Genomic DNA, 19,367 nt, shown 5'->3' with positions numbered 1-19,367 from the left:
GCTGTCCGTAGCCCTAGCCGACCCGTGCCACCGACGGTCCGGCCTCACTCACTTCCCGGGACGGGCGTTGGATCCTTCGAACCGGGCTGACCCAAACTCCCGACGAACGCGAGGAGTACGCCCTTGGCAACACCTGGAGGCAAATGACTGCATCCAGGATCCGCATCAGGGGAAACAAGGGAGCCATCAGCAAGAAGCGCGGGCTCCGCATCGAAACGGCGGCAAGGACTGTCAGGAAGAAGTCGGGCAGGAAGACTCCAATGAGAACGTCCTGAGGCCGCAGGACACCGGACAGGAAGACAAAGACCTCCGACCGATTGCCAAAGATCCAGACCTCAACAGCGGCGATTGACGATAGCAAGAAGGCGGGCACCAGCAGCACGAAGAAGATGCAGCTGGCAACGAGCTCAACGATGTACAACCCCAGGACAAACCAGAACCTGCCGACCTGCAGTCCGTGCCGCCTGACCGTCTGCCAGAAGCCAAGGATCCACCGCCGCACCTGCTTGATGTAGTCCTTCAGATTGTCCGGATCCTGTGTATACGCAACAGCGGCGGACGGATGGAATGCAATCCGACCCAGCTTCTTCGCATGGATTTCAAAGGTCATGTTGAAGTCTTCAATCACCAGTCCCGGCGCCAGGACCTCTATTTTGGTGAGCGCGCTGGTTCTGTACATGCTGGCAAATCCCGGAACAATCGAAACAACATTGGCCCCCCGTGCTGCTTGGCCGTATTTGAGCAGCAGTTGGACCACGATGTACAAGCGCTCCCGGTAGGCCACCAAGAGGCGGCCAATCGCCGTCGGAGATGGCGGACTCATGATTGACTTGGCGCGTCCCGCGACTGCGACCACGGTGGGATCGGAAAACAGCGGCAGCCCCGTTTCGAGGTAATCCGGGGCCGGGCGGGTGTCCGCGTCCAGAAGCATGACCACCTTGAACCGCTTGCACAGATCGAAATGGGCGATTCCCGCAGCGAGCGCGCCTGCCTTGCCCCGATTCGGTTCAAGCTCAAGGACCTTTACTCCTGCGGCCCTGGCAATAGCTGCGGTGTCGTCTGTGGACATGTCCGAGATGATGTGGATGTTGCGCCGAGGGACCAAAGCGGACGCGGCAAGGATTGTCTCGTTAATGACGATCGCCTCATTGTGGGCGGCTACGAGGACTGCGACATTCGAAGGGTAGATTCGGACTCCGTTTGAACGATGACGGGCTCGTCGACGTTGCGGGGTTGGCGCCCCTCCGCCCAGCAAGAGGGAAATCCACCCACGGATCCGGTTGGACCAAACCTGGGCCCGCCACGACTGCTCAGTTGCCAGGCGCAAGAGCCCGGCAACTGACCAGAAAATCGTGCCGACCCCCAGGACCAAAAAGATTGAAAGAACTATCACGGCGACGGAGCTCCCACTGTGTCGTACATTTCGTAATCGTCGGTAGCAAGCTGGCCATCGCTGAAAAGGTTCATACCAAAGCTGATGGCTTCTGCTCCGGGCGGAACGGGCGGCGTTTCCCAGATTGCATGTGCGTAGCTGGTGTTTGCCGCAAACCATGGGCTGGCCGTCCAGTAGGTCCACGTGCCCAGCTTGTTGCGGTAATAAAGTTCAAACTGCGTCTTCGCCGTGGACTGATACCACACACGGAGTGAATAGCTGTGGCCGGCCGTGACGCTAGGGGCGCATGCCCCAAGATCGAGGACGGGAAGCAATTTCGCGTCACCGGACGAGTATCCGGTCACGTCCAGACGACGGGCCACCGCACCGCTGTGTCCCGGGTTCAAGGTGCCCAGCACCACCGCATTCTTGCCGTAGGACGAAACCTGCCAGCATTGCGGCAAACCGTACTTTCCGGCGATCTCCAGCCCGGGGTTGCGCAGCGCGTTCTTGCCCGATGCTGCCGGTGCCGCCACCGGACCGTTCACCGTTGGTTTCGCCACGCCGCCGATCACGTCATGCACGGTGCGTACAGCCATGGTCCCCTGTTGGGTTCTCGCTGCCAGCCAGGTGGCGAACTGTTCGAACAACGCGGGAGTGACGGAGCGGGGACTGCCGCTGGTGTCGATGTCGTAGAAAGCCAGCTGCAACCATCCGCCCGCCTGTTCAGCTTGCACCACGGTTGCCTGGAGGTCTGCCAGTGTCCAGCCGCTGCCGACCTCGGACGTTGCCCGCGTTCGGAACAGGTTGGCAGGGCGGACCGTTTCTGCCGGGGCACAGGTGGCGCAGTCAAGGGGGCTGTGTATCTCGCTGAGACCCCGGGCACTGTTGTAGCCGCATGCAGCAACGAGTTCCTCCGATTTCGCGGTTGAAGCCGCAAACGGATAGGCAAAAGACGTGACTTTGAATCCCCAATCCGTGAGGTTCACCCGATCGTGGCAGATCTGCCTCGAAGCTTCATCGGGTTCCACCGCAGTCACATCGGCAAGAGTGACTGTATGGCCCCCGATTTCATTTTGATCAGTGGCCAACCTGTGGAGATTCTCGATCGTCATGTAATCGGGTGCGCCCACAAATCCTGAATCGATGAAGAAAGTGCCGCGAAGTCCGTGGTCCTTGAGGATCCGGGCCGCCTCCATCTGGCTTGCCCGGCCTGAATCGAACGTCAGACTGACGGATGAAAGCGGGGCGGCAGAAGCCGTGGCGTCGTCGGGCTGGGGGGAGCCAGCCGGAGTCTGGGTTCCGTTGATCAGCGACGTTGCGCCCGTCAGCAGGAGCAGCACCGAAACCCACGAGGCGGCCCACAGGCCTACCCGTTTCCTGGAAGTGCGGACCGGGCCGGACGCGAAGTCCTTCCCCCTGGAGTTCATCGCCGAGCCTCGGTGAGTCGGTTCCTGAAGGGGCCGGTGGCGACTGGGGGAAGCCTCGGTCTCAAAGGCTTATTCACCACCGGCCCCCGCTCAGGGGCCCTCTCTATGAGGGCGCGCTGCCAAGAGGCAGCGCGGTCAATTGGCGATGGATCTTTGGGAGGGAAGGTGCTGGAACCGTCGAGGACTGACTCGAACCCGAGCCAATCGCCTTCTCGGAAGAATCCGTTGGGTTCTGATGCCGCTCGCACCGGAGCGTCCTTTTCCATTTGAGACCTGTCTTTCCCCCGTTGCCCTCGTCCAACTGACACCATCAGCCTATGGAGTGGGGAGGCGACGGACACGAGTAGGCTCTACCCGTCTTTACACTCAACCCTTGGCTTCTGAACAACGCCACTACTCGTGCGCCACGTATCGAATCCGCCTGATCAAACACCAAGGCGGAAGCACGGGCGAATCCGATCTGTTCGTGGTCAAATGGTGCATCAAAACAATCAGGGGTTTTCTGAGCGGGTATCAAGGATGGCGGAAGAGAGTGTCCAAGAAACGGGGAAGCGACACTTCCGTTGCGGCTGAGGCAGGCAACGCACGGGTCGTCCGCCACTTGTCCGGCCGGCCCCGTGGACGTCGCCGGCCGTCAAGCCTTACACGGGTCTGCATCGCCGCAGGCCTGGTCGTGGCCGGGCTCGGTGGCTTTCTCGTGTGGCGCGTAGCGACGGACGCAAACGGCGCGTTCCAGCCGCCATGGTTCTCCGGCTACGTTGATGTCACGGTAGTCCCTCAGTACCCCTTCGACGCACCCCTGGGCGAGGCCACCAAGAACGTCACGCTGGCGTTTGTGGTGGCAAACGCCGGACAGGCCTGCACGCCTAGCTGGGGTAGCACTTACAGTCTCGACGCCGCGAAAGCTTCGCTCAAGCTCGACGAACGCATCGCCAAGCTACGGTCAAACGGCGGCGCGATCGCTGTGTCCTTCGGCGGTTCGGTGAACAGTGAGCTCGCCAACTCCTGCCAGAACGCCGCGGAACTGGAAAGGGCCTACCGGGCAGTGCTGGAGCGCTATAACCCCGCGACCATCGACTTTGATATCGAAGGCACCAATCTCGCCGACAGCGCCGCCTGGCAGCGCCGGGCCGCAGTTGTCGCTGCCTTGCAGAAGGAGCGAAACAACTGGGGACATTCCCTCGCTGTCTGGCTGACACTTCCAGTCACGCCGCAGGGATTGACCGACGCCGGAACCTCCGCCGTCGATCAAATGCTCGCCGCCGGTGTTCAGCTGGCCGGCGTCAACATCATGACGATGAACTACGGCTCAAGCCGTAGTTCATCGCAGAGCATGCTTGATGCCGGAACGTCGGCAGCCCAGGCCACCCACGAGCAGCTCAGCATCATTTATCAGCGCGCAGGAATGCCCCTCAACGGCGAGCAGATCTGGAGGAAGATGGGGCTGACCCCGATGATCGGCCGGAACGATCTCCCGGGCGAAGTGTTTGACCTGGATGCGGCGCGCGGGTTGAACTCCTTTGCCCTCAGCAAGGGAGTGACACGTGTGTCCATGTGGTCCCTGAACCGGGACACTTCCTGCTCGCAGGACGCCTCGGAAGGACCGGCCAGCCACACATGCAGCGGGATCAACCAAGGAAGCCAACGTTTCTCTGATGTGTTGGGTGCAGGTTTCCAAGGCAAACTGCCCTGAGCCCGCCGCTCAACTAAGGTTTCAGGCGAGGCCAGGATGTTCTGTTCCGGCCCTGGTTTTGGCTTCGGCCGGGCGGGCAAGGTGCCGCCCGTTACCTCGCCGAAAAAGCCTCTTAAGCCATTCCATGGGTACCTCCAGTTTTCAAGGGATTGTTTGAGGGATTGCGGTAGCGGATTGTTTCGGACCGCCCCGGCCCCGGCCGCCTGGCCTACTTCACTTGGCTGGCCGTGACGATGTCCAGCCACGGCCCCGAAGGAACCTGGTCCCGCGGCACGAACTGCCAATCGACTTTGTCCGATTCGCCGTCGAGCTCGGAAAAGCCGAGACACCCGTTGAGCGCCGGTGAGACGTCCATGCCGGCCCCGTTGAAGTTCGTGTTGACAGGCCGGGCGTCACTGGAGCCAAAAACGTAGTTCTTGTCGTGGTATTGGCCGGGACCGGCGTCTTCGATCTGCCCATAGCATTCATGGCCGCCCTTGCGGATCCTGACCCACTGGTTCTTCATGTAACTGAAGGAACGGTTCTTCTCGTTGCCCGCAAAACCGGGGTCGTTGGCCCAGGGAATCACTTTGGCCCGTTCGGCAAAGGCCGTGGCATCGTTGACATCGTCATAGGGAAGATCCAGGTAAAACGGGTTCTCTTTCGGAGTCATGCTGGTCGGCGCAAATCCTTTGGCTTGCGTTCTTGCCTCGGTGGTGCAGCCGGCCTTGATGACACCGTCACAGCCTCCATAGCTCTGCATCCACTGGGAGTCGTAAGTGGACATCACCTGGCTGCCATCAGCTGCCTTAGGGTCGAAGATCTCCCCTACCCAAAAGGTTGTTGCCACGATTCCCGTGTGCCAAGGGTATCGCCCGGCGGCCGTGGATGAGGGACTCGGCCCTGGTGCCGGCCCAGTGCACGCCGCAGTCAGCAGGGCCAGGACCGCAAGTGCAGCCACTCCACCGCGACCAGGGCGCCCGGGTCCGGATCCTGAGGAATTCACATCGCGCTCCTGGGAGTGGGTTCGGCAGGTCGTTCGTCTGGCGTGGGCAGGCGACCGGTTGGCGGATCCTCCACGTGTCCGGCCACCTGTCCGTACGGTGTAGGCTATCCTGCTCCCTCGTTCAAGAGGCCAGGGTGACCTTCCAACCCGAAGGATCCAGGACTTTGGCCGGCTTGTAGTCGGCTGCGACGTTGAGGATGATTTCATCGAGGGTGGTCTTCGGGTCGAAGCCAACAAGCTCGCGGGACCTGCTGTTGTCCGGAACGCGCCGGCGCATGTCCTCGTACCCCTCGGAGTAAGCCTGCTCATAAGGAACGAGGGTAATGGGACTTTCGCTCCCGAGGAGTTCAACGATCCGTTGGGCCAGCGCAAGAATGGAAATCTCGTAGCTCCCACCGAGGTTGAACGCATTCCCGTAGGCCAGCGGTTCCTCCGAAATACGGGTGATGGCGGGAACGATGTCACCGACGTAGGAGAAGCACCTCGTCTGCTGGCCGTCTCCGTACACCGTCAGAGGCTCGCCGACGAGCGCCTGCCTCACAAGTCGCGGGACAACCATTCCATAGCGGCCTGTCTGGCGAGGTCCTACCGTGTTGAAGAGCCGCACGATAGCAACGGGCAACCCGAATTGCCGCCAGTATGCATGCGCGAATGCCTCGTCAATACCTTTGGCCGCAGCATAAGTCCACCTCGACTTGAGCGCAGATCCAAGGATGCGGTCCGCCTCCTCCGAAAGGCTGTCCGAAGTGTTCTTGCCGTAGATCTCGCTCGTGGATGCCAGCAATAGTGAGGCGCCCGACTCCAGGACAGAGTCCAGGACCACTTCCGTGCCATGGATGTTCGTGCGGAGGCTCTCCAGCGGGTGGTCCACAATCAGATTCACGCCAACGGCGGCGGCCAAGTGGAAGACCCTGTCGGCACCCGCCACAACTTTGTCCACGGCGTCCCGATCGAGAATGGTGCCCTCCACGAAGTGGAAATTCCCGTGGCCGATCACGCCCTTGAGATTCTCGAGGCGTCCCGTCGACAAATTGTCCAAGACCGCAACTTGGTCGCCGGCCGCCAACAAATGCTCAACGAGGTGGCTGCCAATGAATCCGGCACCGCCGGTGACTGCTGTCTTCATTTCTCCTGCTTCCGTCTAAACCTGGTGGATCTAGAGCCGGGTTACGTTGTCGGCTTTGGGCAAGCGGTACGTGGTGTCCAAAACTGCGGATGCTCCGGCCAGCCAGTCAATGTCCATCTGACTGTGCCTTGTGTGCAGGATCACCAGATCCGCCCCCCAGTCAGCAGGCGATTGCTCGGATTTGAGCGTCCCGCCATGGCCGTCGGGCGCGGTCTTGCACCAGGGATCGGAGTACGCTACTTCCGCTCCGTCGGCGATCAAGGCTGCGATGATCTCCAACGCCGGGGATTCCCGAAGATCTTCGACATCGGGCTTGTAGGCAACCCCGAGGACCATCACGCGCGCGCCGGCAACACCGTGGTTTCGGTCCGACAGGATGCGCCGGGCCTTTTCCACCACTTGGTGCGGCCTGCCTGCAATTCCTGCCATCGCTTGTTCGATCACTGGTGCCGTCAAGCGGGCTTTGCGCAATTGCCACAGCAAGTAGTGGGGGTCGCACGGGATGCAATGTCCGCCGACTCCGGGGCCAGGTGTGAACGGCATGAATCCGTAGGGCTTGGTGGAGGCCGCATCGATGACGTCCATGACCTCCATGTTGAGTTCATGGCAGATATCGGCGAACTCGTTCGCCAAGGCGATATTGACGGCCCGGAAGGTGTTTTCCACCAGCTTTGTCATTTCGGCGACGTCCGCCGACGGCACTACGTGGACCAACTTGGTGCTCGCGCTCAGAAGCCGCTCGGCAGCTTCACCGCATGCCGGGGTCACGCCGCCAACTACCCGGGGAACGTCTTCGTGCGAGAACGAGTCCACCCCGGGATTGATGCGTTCCGGCGAGAATGCAACGAACACGTCCCTGCCCGGAATGAGCCCCTTGGCAGCCAGCGGCAAGGCCAGCAGGTCACGGGTGGATCCCACATACGTTGTGGAGGTCAGCATCAGCAGCTGGCCAGTAGTGGCAAAGTCGACTACGGAGGCACAGGCCGCCCGGAGAATACCGAGGTCCGGGACCAAATACTCGTCAACCGGGGTCGGAACGCAAACAACCACGGCCGCCGCGTGGGCAAGCAACGACAAATCGCTGCTCAACATGAAGGTCGGGTCCAAGAGTGCGTTGCTGAGCCGCTCCTTGTCGGAATCCAGAAGATCTGCCCGCTGCTCGCGGATCACGGCCAGCCGGGCATCGGACACATCCAGGCCCAGTACGCGGCGGCCGGAGGCGTTGATGGCCAAGGCCGTGGGCAGGCCTACGTATCCCATGCCCACGATCGCCACGTCGAAAGTGAATGTCTGGTCCTGCGTGGTTGTGGTCTGAGTTTCGCCGCCCTCCGGCCATGCCGGCACCGGCGCGTGCACGGACTGAGACTTCCCGTTGAGCTCTGTCTTGAGAGTGTTTACCTTCGTGTTCGGTGTCATGGTCAGTCGACCTCCCGGTGCCTGTTGTCTCCGGCGTGAAAAAAAGCCGGCGACGAAACGGGATGTGCCCTGGTCTCAGAGGGCACGAGACCGCGCGCCGCCGGCTCGTTTGTGGGGGTACCCGCAGAGCGCGGGAAACCGGTCGCATTGGAGCTGATTTCTCGCCGGATTACCGGTTGGTTTCCCTGTAGCAAAGAATTCTTCCTGCGTTTCATCTCGAGACCCACTCGTCCCCAATTGATTGGCGGTTGCCATCAAGAAAGAGCGTATTAACCAACCCCTAGGGCGGGCGCGAGTGGGCCCTACCCGTCTTTGGATACGCTGTGCCGCCCGAATCCGCTGACTACCCGTCCGAGCACTTTTAACCACTCGATTCAGTACTCGCTTTTGGCCTTCGTGCCCGTGAATCCCGCGCATCGCGGTTCAGATAAGGCCCGCATCCCTGTTGTGCGCACCAAGGGATCGGGAGTTCGGAACCCGGACGACGGCGGAAGGAGACTAGGGGAAACGGGCACCGCAATGGAGTGGCCGCAGTGCATCGGGCAGCCGAACTTTCGGTAGCGGCTAGCCCAGGTTCTCCGTACCGCCGGCACCGTTCATCAAGTCTTCACGGTGGCTAATGCCCAGCTTGGCAAACATCCGGTAGAGGTGGCCTTCAACGGTGCGCAATGACAGTCCCAAGCTGAGCGCAATGTCCTTATTGCTTGATCCCGACTGCACAAGCGCTGCGATTTCCTGCTCACGCCGGGTGAGCTTCTGGAGATCGGGGGTACTCCCATCCATAGCCGGACCTGCCTTGTCGAGGGCAGCGGTGCGGCGTTTGAGAAGTCGCTGTCCCTCAAGCTGGCGCGCTTTGTCCCCCCTGCTCTCCAGAATCCGAAGGGCGTGGACCGCGCAATCGGCTGCAGCGAGTTCCAGTCCCTCCCGGGACGCTGATTCGCTGAGCTCAATGAGTCGATCCGCGTCCTTGTGCGTGAGGGCCAGCCCAACGCTCAGGGCAAACTCCGCAGTGCGGCCTTCAGTGCCCTCGGCTACCGCGGCCAGCCTGCGCGCCACGCTCGGGTCTCCCAGCCTCAAAACCAACATCAGGATCTCAACCTCAGCGCCTATCGCGCCGTCCGCGGCGGCCGAATCCGCAAGGGACATGAGCCGCGCGATCGCCACTTGCGAGCCGGTCTGTTCGGCTCTCGCCACTGCCGCATGGCCCTGAGCCAGCAGGGACGGATGCACACCTTCCCGGATCATTGCGTCGTACTCGCTTGAGTACGACGCAGCCGTGTCACGGCGTTTCAGGATCGACGCCGCGTACGCGGCGGCAGCAACGGCGTCGGGCAGGTCACTACCCATGTCTGAGACCCGCAGCATGCTGACCGCTTGGCGAAGCCGTGGCAGCGCAAGCCCCAGGTCTCCCCTGCGCAAGTCCACCATTCCGGCTGCCAGATGGAGCATCCCGCCCGAATAGATCAGCGAGTTCGGTCCTTGGGAAACATGATTCCTGAGGAAAGTGTCGAGAACGTCAAACTCACCCGCCTGTTGCAGGGCCAGGATGTAGCAGCGCATGACAAAGCCCGCGTACTGCAGGCTCCAATCGCCGCTCGTGGCGACCATCTCCTGGATACCCATCAGAATCTGGAGGGCTGAGACCGGCCGGCCCGTGACCGCCATGGCCTCCGCGAGGAGTGCTCCCGCCACCAGGCGGGACTCGTCGTCGTCGGTTTCGTTCCAAATCTGGCGGAGCTCGCGCTCCGTCTCGACATAGTGGCCTTCCGCTTGGAGGCCTTGCAGCGAAAGGAGCCTGCTTCCCAGCTTTCCGCGTTCCAGTTCCCCGGGGTCGATGCCCTGCGGAGCCTCGGCGAGCCTGGCGAGGGCCGCCTCCCATTCGTAGGCTGCCTGCTTGATGGCGTTCGGCCCGACGCCTTGCCGCCCAGCAAGTTGGGCCGCCAACATCGATGCGTACCGGACCGTCCGCGGATCACTCGTCCGGTCCACTACCCCGGCAAGAGACGACACCGCTCCCCTAATATCACCGCGGTACCATTTGGCCCGTGCCACCTCCACCTGGGCGGCGAGTCGCAGGGACGGATCCTTGATCGCACCGGCCACCCGTTCCACGTAACTAGGGATGAACAGCCGATTTGCCAGTTGGGCCGCTTCCAGGATGTCGGCATCCGGGACCTTGGTGCCCGATTCCAACCCCCATGAAACGTAACGCAGCAGGCCGTCCATGGTCTGCGGTTTGGCCTCCATCAAGTCCACGATGCGCCGTCGAATGGTCATGCTGTGGGCAGTGGGGACCAGCTGGCGGATCACTTCGCCGACCAGCGGCTGGGCCAGCCGGACATGCCGTGCGGGGTCGGACGCGATCTCAATGAAATGCAGCTCCTGCAGTTCATCCACGGCGTCGGAGTAGCTTGCCTGTTGCACTACGTTCAGCGGAACTGGCTCTGCCAACGCTACGGTCTCCAGGGTCTCACGCAGCTCGGGTCCCAAGAGGAGGATCTGGTTTCTCACCAGGTCCATCAAACGCACGCTGGTTCCCCGAAGCTCACCCGAAAGCATCCAGGCGTCGTTACGGCAAATCAACTGGCCAAGTGACTTGGCGTGGTCAATGAGCTCCAGCAAGAACATCGGGTTTCCCCCGGAGTACTTGCAGAGGAGGGCGCTGGCGCCTTGGACGACTGGCCCGTCCAAGGCCTGGGCGCAAAGTTGGTTAACTTCCTGCTCGTTGAGGGGATGCAGGTCGAACCGATCCACGAGTCCCTCGGACCACATCGAGAAAACCTCTGCCGGCGGGGCAGGATACGGACGGCACAAAAATACGACTTTGGCGGCTTCCGCTGCCGCCAGCTGGGCCAGGACAGCCACGCTCCTGTCGTCGATGTGATGTGCGTCCTCAACGATCAGGACGGCCGGTGCCGGGTGCGGCTGCCCTGCCGGGTTCAATGCCGCCACGACGGCCCTGAGGACGGACAACGGCTCGTTGATTTGGCCCGGTGTCAGGGCGGTCAACAGTGGCGCCAAGGCCGCAAAGGGTACCGATGCCAGAGTCGGGCCGGCAAAGACCCTGAAGGGGCGGATCCGATGGCCCAGTTCATGGACCACTTCGTTAATCAGTGCAGTCTTGCCGATGCCTGCATCGCCGAAAAGCAGCACACCCGGGCCGTTGATATCGAGAAGACAATCGACGACGGCGGCCATGACGCTGAATCGTCCAACCAACGGTTCGGTGGAAACCACCTCAGTCATCGCGCACCACCTTCAACGCTGCCAAGGGCAAAGCTCAGTTCCGAGCGTTCCACGATCTTCAGCTTGCCGAAGATCTGGTAGAGGTGCCCCTCTACCGTGCGTACTGAAACGTGGAGTTTCGCGGCGATGCCCTTGTTGCTTTCCCGTTTTGCCGCCAGTTTGGCAATCTCCAACTCGCGCGCAGTCAGCTTCAGTCCCTCTTGGTTGCCGCTCTGCGGGGTGCGCAGGCGCTGCCTACAGGTCTCCGCAAGCTGCCGGGCCTTCCGGAGTGCCGACTTGTCCAACTGGACGTGTTCCAGATGCAACACGGTCTCGGCGATGTCGAAGGCGAACCTGTCGTTCTGCATGTCTTCGGCCAACCGTGCTGCCTCAAGAAGAATCTCGGCGCTGCCCGATATCATCGCCCTCGCGTACACGGCGCACAGTTCAGCAAATCGTCCCTGGCAACTGAGTGCCGAGTCCAGCAGCCGGGGAGCGGCCGCCACAGCACCCAGCCGAACCGCTGAACTGAGGCAAAATATCTCGTGACCGGGAGCACCCTCGTTCCGGTCGGCGTCGGCCAAGCGGAGAAGTTCCTCGACGGCGGTTTCGGGGCCCTGGAGGCGCTCCCGGGCCAACGCCGCGAGGTACTTTTTCGTCCGCTCCTTCCGCCAAGTCGGTCTGCGCTGCTGGGTGGACGCTTCCTTCAGGTAGCGCAGGGCCTGATCGTGCTCACCCTGTAATGCCGACGCGTAGGCAGCCGCAGTGCAGGCGACATCGAGCATGCCTTCGTTGTCCTGGACACGCAGTTGGCTTATGACTGGAACGAGCGCTTCCATGCCGTCTTGGGCCCGTCCCTGGAGGCAAAGGAAGATCGCTTTGGGAAGATCAAGGGCCGTGGGGAGTGCCTCTGCCGTCGAGACCAAGACGTCGTCCTCCGGCTGGACCATTTCCCCTGCCTTATCCCACCTTCCGGCAAGTACGAAGGCGAACCTGAGGCGCGATGTCGCACGGCGGGCTGCCGCGACCGAAACAGCAGGATCATGACAGTCGGCCATCAGCTGCTCGGCCATGTCCGCCGCCTCGGACTGCCGTCCCGTCAAGGCCCAGGCCTCGCACAGCCAGCTTCCGGCGAGTAGACGGAACTCCGTGCCGTGGGACTCAAAGTCTTGAAGTACCTCTTCCAGCTTTGCTGCCATCTCAGCGTAGGAACCCGAATAGCTGGCCGCCTGCGATTCTGCCAGGACAAGTTCCTCCCGAAGTCCGGCGATATCCTGCCCTCCACCGACCGTCTCAGTTCCGTCGTCCAGGCGCCGCCGGACCTGTGCCAAGGTCTCGCAAGCCTGGGCAGTGGTTTCGCGTCGGGCCAGAAGGACCGAGCTCTCGGCGAGTTTGAGCCGTACCCATGCAGACAGGGTGGGTTCATCCCCGGGTCCTTCCTGGTGTTGCTTCAAGACGTTCCGGGCACCGGTTACGTCACCCAGTGTCATCAATGCGTGGGCTTCCTCGGCTACAGCCGCGGGCATAAGGGAGTAGTTTGGAATGGAGCGGACCAAGCGCAAGGCCAGCCGCGCGTCAAGTTGCTGATTCGCCACGGCGGCAGCGTCCAGGGCTTCTTCCGTACCGAGTTCGGCTCCGCAGTCCAATGCCCAGGAAGCCATGTGCAGCAACATCAGGCGCTGGCCAAGGGACGGATTCGTCGCTTGGGCCAGCATGTCCCGCAGTTCGTTGCTGCGGCCGGGAGGAACGTTGGCCCGGACCACGTCGCCCACAAGCTGGCTTTGCAGCCTGGCCATACTGGGCAGCGAATCGTCCACCACAAGGACGCCCCTTTTCTCGAGGGAATCCACATCGTCCGGTGACGCGAGCGCCAGCAGGGATTCCAGGGGGACGGCCTTTGCCAGTGAGAGGATCTCCAGGACTTTGCGCTCGCCGCTGCCCATCCGGCCCAGCCGGGTGGTGATGAGATCCGTGATCGCCCGGCCGTGCAGTTCGCTCCGTGACGTCAGAACCCAGACGCCGTCGCGCTTCAGAAGCGCTCCCGATTCGGAGAGCTCTGCCGCGAGCATCTTGAGGTAGTGGGGGTTGCCCCCGCTGGCTGCCCAAAGGGCGTGGGCACCCGACGGTGAGACCTTTGCTCCAAGGCCGGCCTCGAGCCAGGCGTGTGATTCCTGGAAAGTAAGTGGTTTGAGGTCTATCCGGTTCAGGAAGCCGTCGCCACAGAGCCTCGTGATCTCGCCACAGAGCCGCTGCGGATCCGTGCAGGTCAGGACAAGCTGTGCAGCGCCGTTCCGCGCGAGTTGGGCCACCGTCATGGCCGCCAACTCATCCAGCTCGGCCGCATTCTCAATGACCAGGTACACCGGCTTTCCCTCGGAACGCTCACGGAGTAAGGCGGTGAGTCCTGACAACACCAGGACAGGATGGGCCAGGTACCCCGGGTCAAGATCGCTCAAGAGAATATTGAGGGCGCCGTACGGTGATCCCGCCAGCGCGGCGCTGCCACGGATGACGACGACGAACGAATGCCCACGAATTTCGTTCACCGCGCGGTTGGTCAAGTAGCTCTTGCCGCTCCCGGACGGGCCCGTAACGAGTACGCCACCCTTGGATGTTGCGAGCGCAAGTGCGATGTCGTCAACAGTGGCCCTGGGTCCAATCGGCGGCCACGCCATCGAGACCACCGACTTGCCCTCGCCGCCTTCCATGGGGGATGAAGACGACGATGCGTCGAATGCCTGGTACCGCGACCCGTTTCCGGACCGAGCGGCGTGGACCGTAGATGCACTGCCTGCTGTCAACATGAGCGAGACCCCCAGTGATCGAGTGGTGACACCCCCCAATTAACCAGCTAGGCGTCCGCCCTACACCAGTAGTGGGTACTCGACTTTCCTACGGCCCGATACTCGTATGCGGGTATGAGTACCCCTGCCGCGGGTGGCGGCTACTCGGCGCCGGCAGTAGCGTCCCCCCCGAAGCGAGAGTGCGCTACCAATGCTGTGCGTCTTTCCTCGGGTTCAGCCGGCCTCGGGTGAGGCTTGTACGACGGCGACAGCCCCGGCAAGTTCGTCCCTTCCGGTGATCCCCAATTTCGAGTAGCACCGGTACAGATGTCCTTCGACAGTGCGGACCGAGATAAGCAGCGTGTCCGCAATCTGCCGGTCGCTGAGGCCCTGGACCGCCAGATTAACAATGTCCCATTCCCTCTTGGTCAGTCTTGGAGACACCGATTCGTGCTGTGTTTCCTCGCCTCCCTGACCCAATTCTTCGTTGCAGCGGGCCAGCCCCGCCCGCGCGACCGCCATGAGCTCTTTGGTGCGTCCACGATCCGGGGCATCCAGCGCCAAGCTGTAAGACCTCGCGGCCAGGTGGTAGACAGCGGCTGATTGAAGTTTCTCCCCCGCGGACAAATACCGGCCGGCACCCCCGAACTTGAGTGCCAGCCCGTACTCAGCAAGGGATTGGGCCCACGCGCCCTCAGTTGCGGCCGCAGTTTCGCAAAACCGGTCCAGCCTGGTGGTGTCTCCCAGGCCAAGCGCCAGCTCCAGGGCATGTAGTTCAAGGAAGGTAGCGCCTTCTTTCGCTGCATCGTCAGCGTTGACATACAACCCTTCGACGCCGGAGCCGTCACCTTTGAGGAGTTCAATCGCGGCTTCGAAAAAGTTGCTGGCTTGGGCCGAGAGAAGATGCATGCCGTGTTGCCCCCAGGACTTGTAGTCCGCCCTGAAGCGTTCAGCTTCAGGCAACCCGGCGCCGGCTGCCGCATAGAATGCCATTGCGGCACACAGACCGAAGAGATTCTGCGGATCACTGTCCCTCAAGGCTTCGAGGCCGGCAGTTAGCAGCGGCAAGGCATCGCCGGATTTTCCCTGCCTGATGGCAACATAGCCGAGTACTACGTAAGCTGCCCCGCCGAAGGAAGCCATGGCGACACCCGACGATTCGTAGTAGCTGTCGAGGAGCTTTTGAGCGTCCGCCCAGTCCCCGGCAGCCAAGGCGCAAACGACCTGGCGGGCAGCGATGAACTCGGGGACGAAGAATATATCGTTCTCTTGGGGCTGTTCCACGGCGGCAGCTTCCAACGCCAGCAGCTTCCCCTGGCGTCCGAAGCCGAGGGCGCAGAGCCGCTCTGACTTCAGGGACAACGCCAAGGCCTTGAACAGAACCGCCGAGGAACCTTCTACGGATCGATCCTGAAGGAGGACGCGCTCCAGGTCCGGGCCCATCCGCCGGTATTCACCGTCCAAGGAACCAGCAACCAGGCCCATCAGGGCGACAGCAAGTGGCACTGCGGCTTTCAGTTCCGGTGTCTGCTGCCCCTGGAGGCCGGGTTGCTGCTCGCCCCATTCACGGAAAGCTTTGGTATCGGCCAGGATCAGGGAAGCGGGTTGACCCACAGCGGCACGCGTGACGGCACGAAGCAGGCTGCCGAATATCAGGTGGGAGGGTCCGGCGTCGCCGTCCAGGGTTTCTTGGGTCAGGACTGCCGCGGCCTCGTCGCGGCGGCCAAGGTTGAAGTACGACCTAGCCATGATGGCCTGAGCAACCGTTTGCCACTGCATATCCCGCACGGCGGTCGCCATACGCAATGCCGCCTCGCTTTGAAGGAGCCTCCCGGCAAGGACCGCCGCTCTGATCAAGAGACGGTCGGGCACGTCTGCCCCGCAGTCAAGGGACCACGTAACCATCCGCAGGAGGGAGTCCGGGTTGTCTTCCAAAACGTCCATCCGCGAAATCAATTGTCGGTGCAGTTGCAGGCTCTGGGCAGCTGGGACGACGCTGCGAAGTACCTCTCCGTAGACGGGAGAGACGAGCCGGAGGGTTGGCAACCCATTGCCGGAGGGCTTGATCAAATGCTGGTCCACTAACTCCTGCACGGCCGTTTCACCGGCGACAACGTTGATCAGCTTCTCGTCCACCGGCTCGGCCAGTGCGATCAAGCTCAGGGCATCCCTGCCTGCGGACGAAATGCGCATGAGCTGAAGCTTGACCACAGCTTCCAGCTTCACAGTGTGGATGGGTGTTGCGGCTGTCTTGAGCCAAACACCGTGCCGCTGAACAAGCGAACCCGAGCTTTCGGCTTCCCGAACAAGGGTCTTCAACAACAGGGTGTTGCCTCCGGCCTCGGTCCAGAATCCGTGGCTAGTGCTGCTCAGCACGATTCCCCCCAGCAAGGCCTCGCACAATTCGTGGCCTTGCTCAGCCGTCAGGGGCTCCAAGTCAAACCACTCAGCACTTCCTTCGTGCCACAGGCGCAAGAGGGGTCCCGGTACCCCCGGCCGGGGGACGCATGCGGCCACGAGTTTGGCCCATCCTGCCTGAACAAGCTCAGTAAGCATCGCGCACGTGGCGTCGTCCAGGTAGTGCGCATCATCGACCAGGAGCAAAGCTGGACCGGTACCTCTGCGGATGCTCTCAAGGTGAGCCCAAAGGGCGCGCAGCACTGCCACGCGCGAGGAAATGTCGGCAACGGAAAGTTGTGCCAGATACGGGGCCAACACCCCATAAGGGACGGCAGTAAGTGACGGACTTCCATGAATCGGGACTACCGCAAAGTCCTTGCCAAAGATACTCCCGAGCTGGGCTAGAAGGGATGAGGCGCCGAGGCCTGAATCGCCCACGATGAAGACAGCCGAACAGTCATCCGCACGGATTGCGGCCGTAATTCCAGGGAGCAAATGCCCAAAGTCCAGCCAAGGTTCAAGCGGCCTAGTGCCGCCTTCTCCGGCAGGACCATGCAACGCCGCAGCGTTGTCATGCCTGCGCGGTTCCTTCAAGCTCGCTCCTTGATGAGATGCCCATTTTCGTGAAGATCTGATAGAGGTGGCCTTCAATTGTTCGGACCGAAACCTGCAGTTGGTTGGCCACCTCCTTGTTACTCAACCCTTGACTGGCCATCTTTGCAACCTGCCGTTCCCTTTCCGTCAGTTCGGGTCCGAAAGTATGTGGTGTCAGGGGCAGTACCGGAACGGTGCCGACCAGGCGGTCCAACCGTTGCTGGGCGAACCTGACGGATGATGAATCGCCAGCTTCCCGGGCGATGTCCAGTGCCAGGACGGCGCAGCGCGACTCCACCGCATCCAACTTCAGCTCCTGGGCAACGGAGGCGGCCAGCAGCAAGGTCTTCGGGTCCTTCTTTCGGGTTCCTTCCGCCACCATCCGGTTCACGGCCGCCATCTTGCCTTGGCGGCGTGATGAAACCTGCTCCAAAAGCAAAAGCTCCTCCTCGGTACCGTGGACGGTGGCCCCGAAGAGGCTGATGGACGCCGTCGTGGTCCGTCCTTTCGCCAGGTCCCGGTTGGCCGACTCGATCAGGCTCTGCTTCGCTCCAGGATCCTTCAACCAGCGCCGCGCCATCTTGACACAGAATTCGGCCATCCATGCGGGAAACCACGCCGTCTCCCCTTGCCCTTTTTCCGCCAATTCGAGAAACGTCCGGGATTCCTTCACATCGCCGGCCTGCGCATAGGCAAAGGCCAACGCAGAGTATGCCAGTGCGGGTCCGTAGTAGTTGCGTCTGATCTCCAGCTGCGCCTGGGCTCCCAGAAGGGTGTCAATCGCCACTGCGGCCCGGCCGGCGTACGTGTAGGAAACCCCCAAGGCAAGCTCGGCCGCGCCGCCGAGGTAGTGGATGTTCTTCGGCTGCTGGTCGAGTGTCGCTGTCAGCATCTGGGCCAATTCTTCCCATTGTCCGCTGCACAGCAGGGCGGCGAACAGGCCTTCGGACAACCAGTTGTGCAACCGGGGCTGTGCCTTTGCCCGCTGTATTTTGTGCTTCAGCTCGCGCGCCAGTTCGATTGCCTCCATTTCCCGGCCAAGTACCGCCCAGGCCATCGTCAGCAGGCTTCCGCAACTCAACCTTTGTTGGAGGTCGCTGCCATCCCGGTATTCCTGCTCCAAGGCTTCAGTAACTTCCAAATATTCGCCCTGATGGACCTGAAGCTCAAATCGGGCGAGCTTGAGCATCCCGTGTGCTCGCTCAAGCTCGGCGGCATCAGTGCCGCCCGCTTGTGATCGGCGGGCAAGGTCCTCCTCCGCATCGGCGACCAGACCGGGAATTTGCAGGTGCCCACCCGGAATCCATAGCAGCGCGCTGCAGAGCTCCTGGACATAGTCCGCGTAGTCGTACGCCGAAAGGCGCTGAAGTTGCTCGGGCGTCACATCCTTCAAAGCGGCGACCGCAGCCTCGTGCTCGGCCAGGATGACGTGGGAAACACAACGTTGCTGGGCCGCGGCCACCCACTCCTTGTCTTCCCGCCCAATCTGCCGGGCACATTCCAAAGCGAACCAAGGATCGAATTGCCTGTTCGCGGCCGTCGCAGCCGCCAGGGCCACAGTGGGTTCCAACGTTTCGCGTACGTTCAACGTGGAGGAGGCAAACCCCAGGAGGGCCTCGGCGTCCAGGTCCTGCGTAATGCCACCGATAACCCCGGCGGCTAGCCGGCGCAGTTCATTCCGTCGTGGCAGGTCCATCCAGCCTCGAATGACCTCACCCATGTACTCGTCACGCAGCGCCACACGGCGGGCGCCTGACGGTTCGATGCGAAGATAACCGGACCACTCCATCTCCGCAACCACTTCAGGTTCCAGGACGTCCAACAGCACGGCGAGTGGGGCCGTCCGGATGAGGGCAAGCAGCTCCAGCGCTTCCTGGACCGCCGGGCGCTCCCGGGCAAGTCGGGAACGGACCAGATCGGTGAGGACTTCCGCGGAAGAAAGATGGATTTCGCCTTTCATCGCCCAAACCTGTCCGGCCAGATGCAGGTTCCCCGAGCGAAGCTGCTCGGTGACAATGGCTTGGAGCACCAAGGGATTTCCACCGCTGGATGCATGCAGGGCACTTGCGGCAGTTGCGGTCACTCGTTTCCCAAGGACGCCCGTGAGCAATTTGGCCACTTCCGCCCGGGAAAAAACCTGGAGCTGAACTTCGTGGAGCAGTCCGTCCTTCAGCAACCTGACCAGGTCTTCCGGCATGTCAGTGACTTGGCGGACAGTAACGAGGACTTTCGCCGTGCCACTAATTAACAAGTGCACCAGTACGGCCGTGCTCATGGTGTCCATTGCAGGAAGTTCCGATAGGACCAACAGCACTTCGCGCCCCGCGGCGTCCGAACTTATCA

At 62.0% G+C, this 19,367-nt stretch carries 10 protein-coding genes; 1 reads left to right on the top strand and 9 read right to left on the bottom strand.

All coding sequences use genetic code 11. The features are described 5' to 3' along the window. Nucleotides 1-13 precede the first annotated feature (13 nt). A complete protein-coding gene (locus OOZ51_RS07605) occupies nucleotides 14-1,393 on the bottom strand; it encodes a glycosyltransferase family 2 protein (RefSeq protein ID WP_265978670.1) in 1,380 nt (459 codons plus the stop codon). Beyond that, nucleotides 1,390-2,802 carry a polysaccharide deacetylase family protein gene (locus tag OOZ51_RS07600; RefSeq protein ID WP_265978668.1) on the bottom strand — a complete coding sequence of 471 codons (1,413 nt, stop codon included), beginning with the start codon at nucleotides 2,800-2,802 and terminating at the stop codon, nucleotides 1,390-1,392. The genes OOZ51_RS07605 and OOZ51_RS07600 overlap by 4 nt, the downstream gene beginning before the upstream one ends. Nucleotides 2,803-3,334: 532 nt before the next feature. Between OOZ51_RS07600 and OOZ51_RS07595 the strand changes: the two genes are divergently transcribed. After that, a complete protein-coding gene (locus OOZ51_RS07595; RefSeq protein ID WP_265978666.1) occupies nucleotides 3,335-4,495 on the top strand; it encodes a chitinase in 1,161 nt (386 codons plus the stop codon). Between the two features lie 208 nt (nucleotides 4,496-4,703). Here the strand turns inward: OOZ51_RS07595 and OOZ51_RS07590 are convergent, their stop codons facing one another. The 7 genes from OOZ51_RS07590 to OOZ51_RS07560 all read right to left on the bottom strand — a co-directional run bounded on the left by OOZ51_RS07590 (nucleotide 4,704) and on the right by OOZ51_RS07560 (nucleotide 19,299). After that, nucleotides 4,704-5,480 carry a hypothetical protein gene (locus OOZ51_RS07590; RefSeq protein ID WP_265978664.1) on the bottom strand — a complete coding sequence of 259 codons (777 nt, stop codon included), beginning with the start codon at nucleotides 5,478-5,480 and terminating at the stop codon, nucleotides 4,704-4,706. Between the two features lie 121 nt (nucleotides 5,481-5,601). Beyond that, on the bottom strand, nucleotides 5,602-6,606 hold the full coding sequence (locus tag OOZ51_RS07585) for a dTDP-glucose 4,6-dehydratase (RefSeq protein WP_265978662.1): 1,005 nt from the start codon (nucleotides 6,604-6,606) through the stop codon (nucleotides 5,602-5,604). Between the two features lie 30 nt (nucleotides 6,607-6,636). Continuing rightward, complete coding sequence (locus OOZ51_RS07580; RefSeq protein WP_265978660.1) at nucleotides 6,637-8,022, bottom strand: nucleotide sugar dehydrogenase; 1,386 nt, start codon at nucleotides 8,020-8,022, stop codon at nucleotides 6,637-6,639. A 564-nt stretch (nucleotides 8,023-8,586) separates the two neighbouring features. Continuing rightward, nucleotides 8,587-11,268: a helix-turn-helix transcriptional regulator gene (locus OOZ51_RS07575; RefSeq protein WP_265978658.1), complete on the bottom strand. Its 2,682-nt coding sequence runs from the start codon at nucleotides 11,266-11,268 to the stop codon at nucleotides 8,587-8,589. Then, nucleotides 11,265-14,051: a helix-turn-helix transcriptional regulator gene (locus OOZ51_RS07570; RefSeq protein WP_265978657.1), complete on the bottom strand. Its 2,787-nt coding sequence runs from the start codon at nucleotides 14,049-14,051 to the stop codon at nucleotides 11,265-11,267. The genes OOZ51_RS07575 and OOZ51_RS07570 overlap by 4 nt, the downstream gene beginning before the upstream one ends. A gap of 213 nt (nucleotides 14,052-14,264) precedes the next feature. After that, on the bottom strand, nucleotides 14,265-17,024 hold the full coding sequence (locus tag OOZ51_RS07565) for a LuxR C-terminal-related transcriptional regulator (protein WP_265978656.1): 2,760 nt from the start codon (nucleotides 17,022-17,024) through the stop codon (nucleotides 14,265-14,267). Beyond that, on the bottom strand, nucleotides 17,002-19,299 hold the full coding sequence (locus tag OOZ51_RS07560) for a LuxR family transcriptional regulator (protein ID WP_265978655.1): 2,298 nt from the start codon (nucleotides 19,297-19,299) through the stop codon (nucleotides 17,002-17,004). The genes OOZ51_RS07565 and OOZ51_RS07560 overlap by 23 nt, the downstream gene beginning before the upstream one ends. Nucleotides 19,300-19,367 lie beyond the last annotated feature (68 nt).

The sequence above is a fragment of the Arthrobacter rhizophilus genome (assembly GCF_026241105.1).
GTDB lineage: Bacteria > Actinomycetota > Actinomycetes > Actinomycetales > Micrococcaceae > Arthrobacter.
This window is presented reverse-complemented; position numbering and strand designations above follow the sequence as displayed.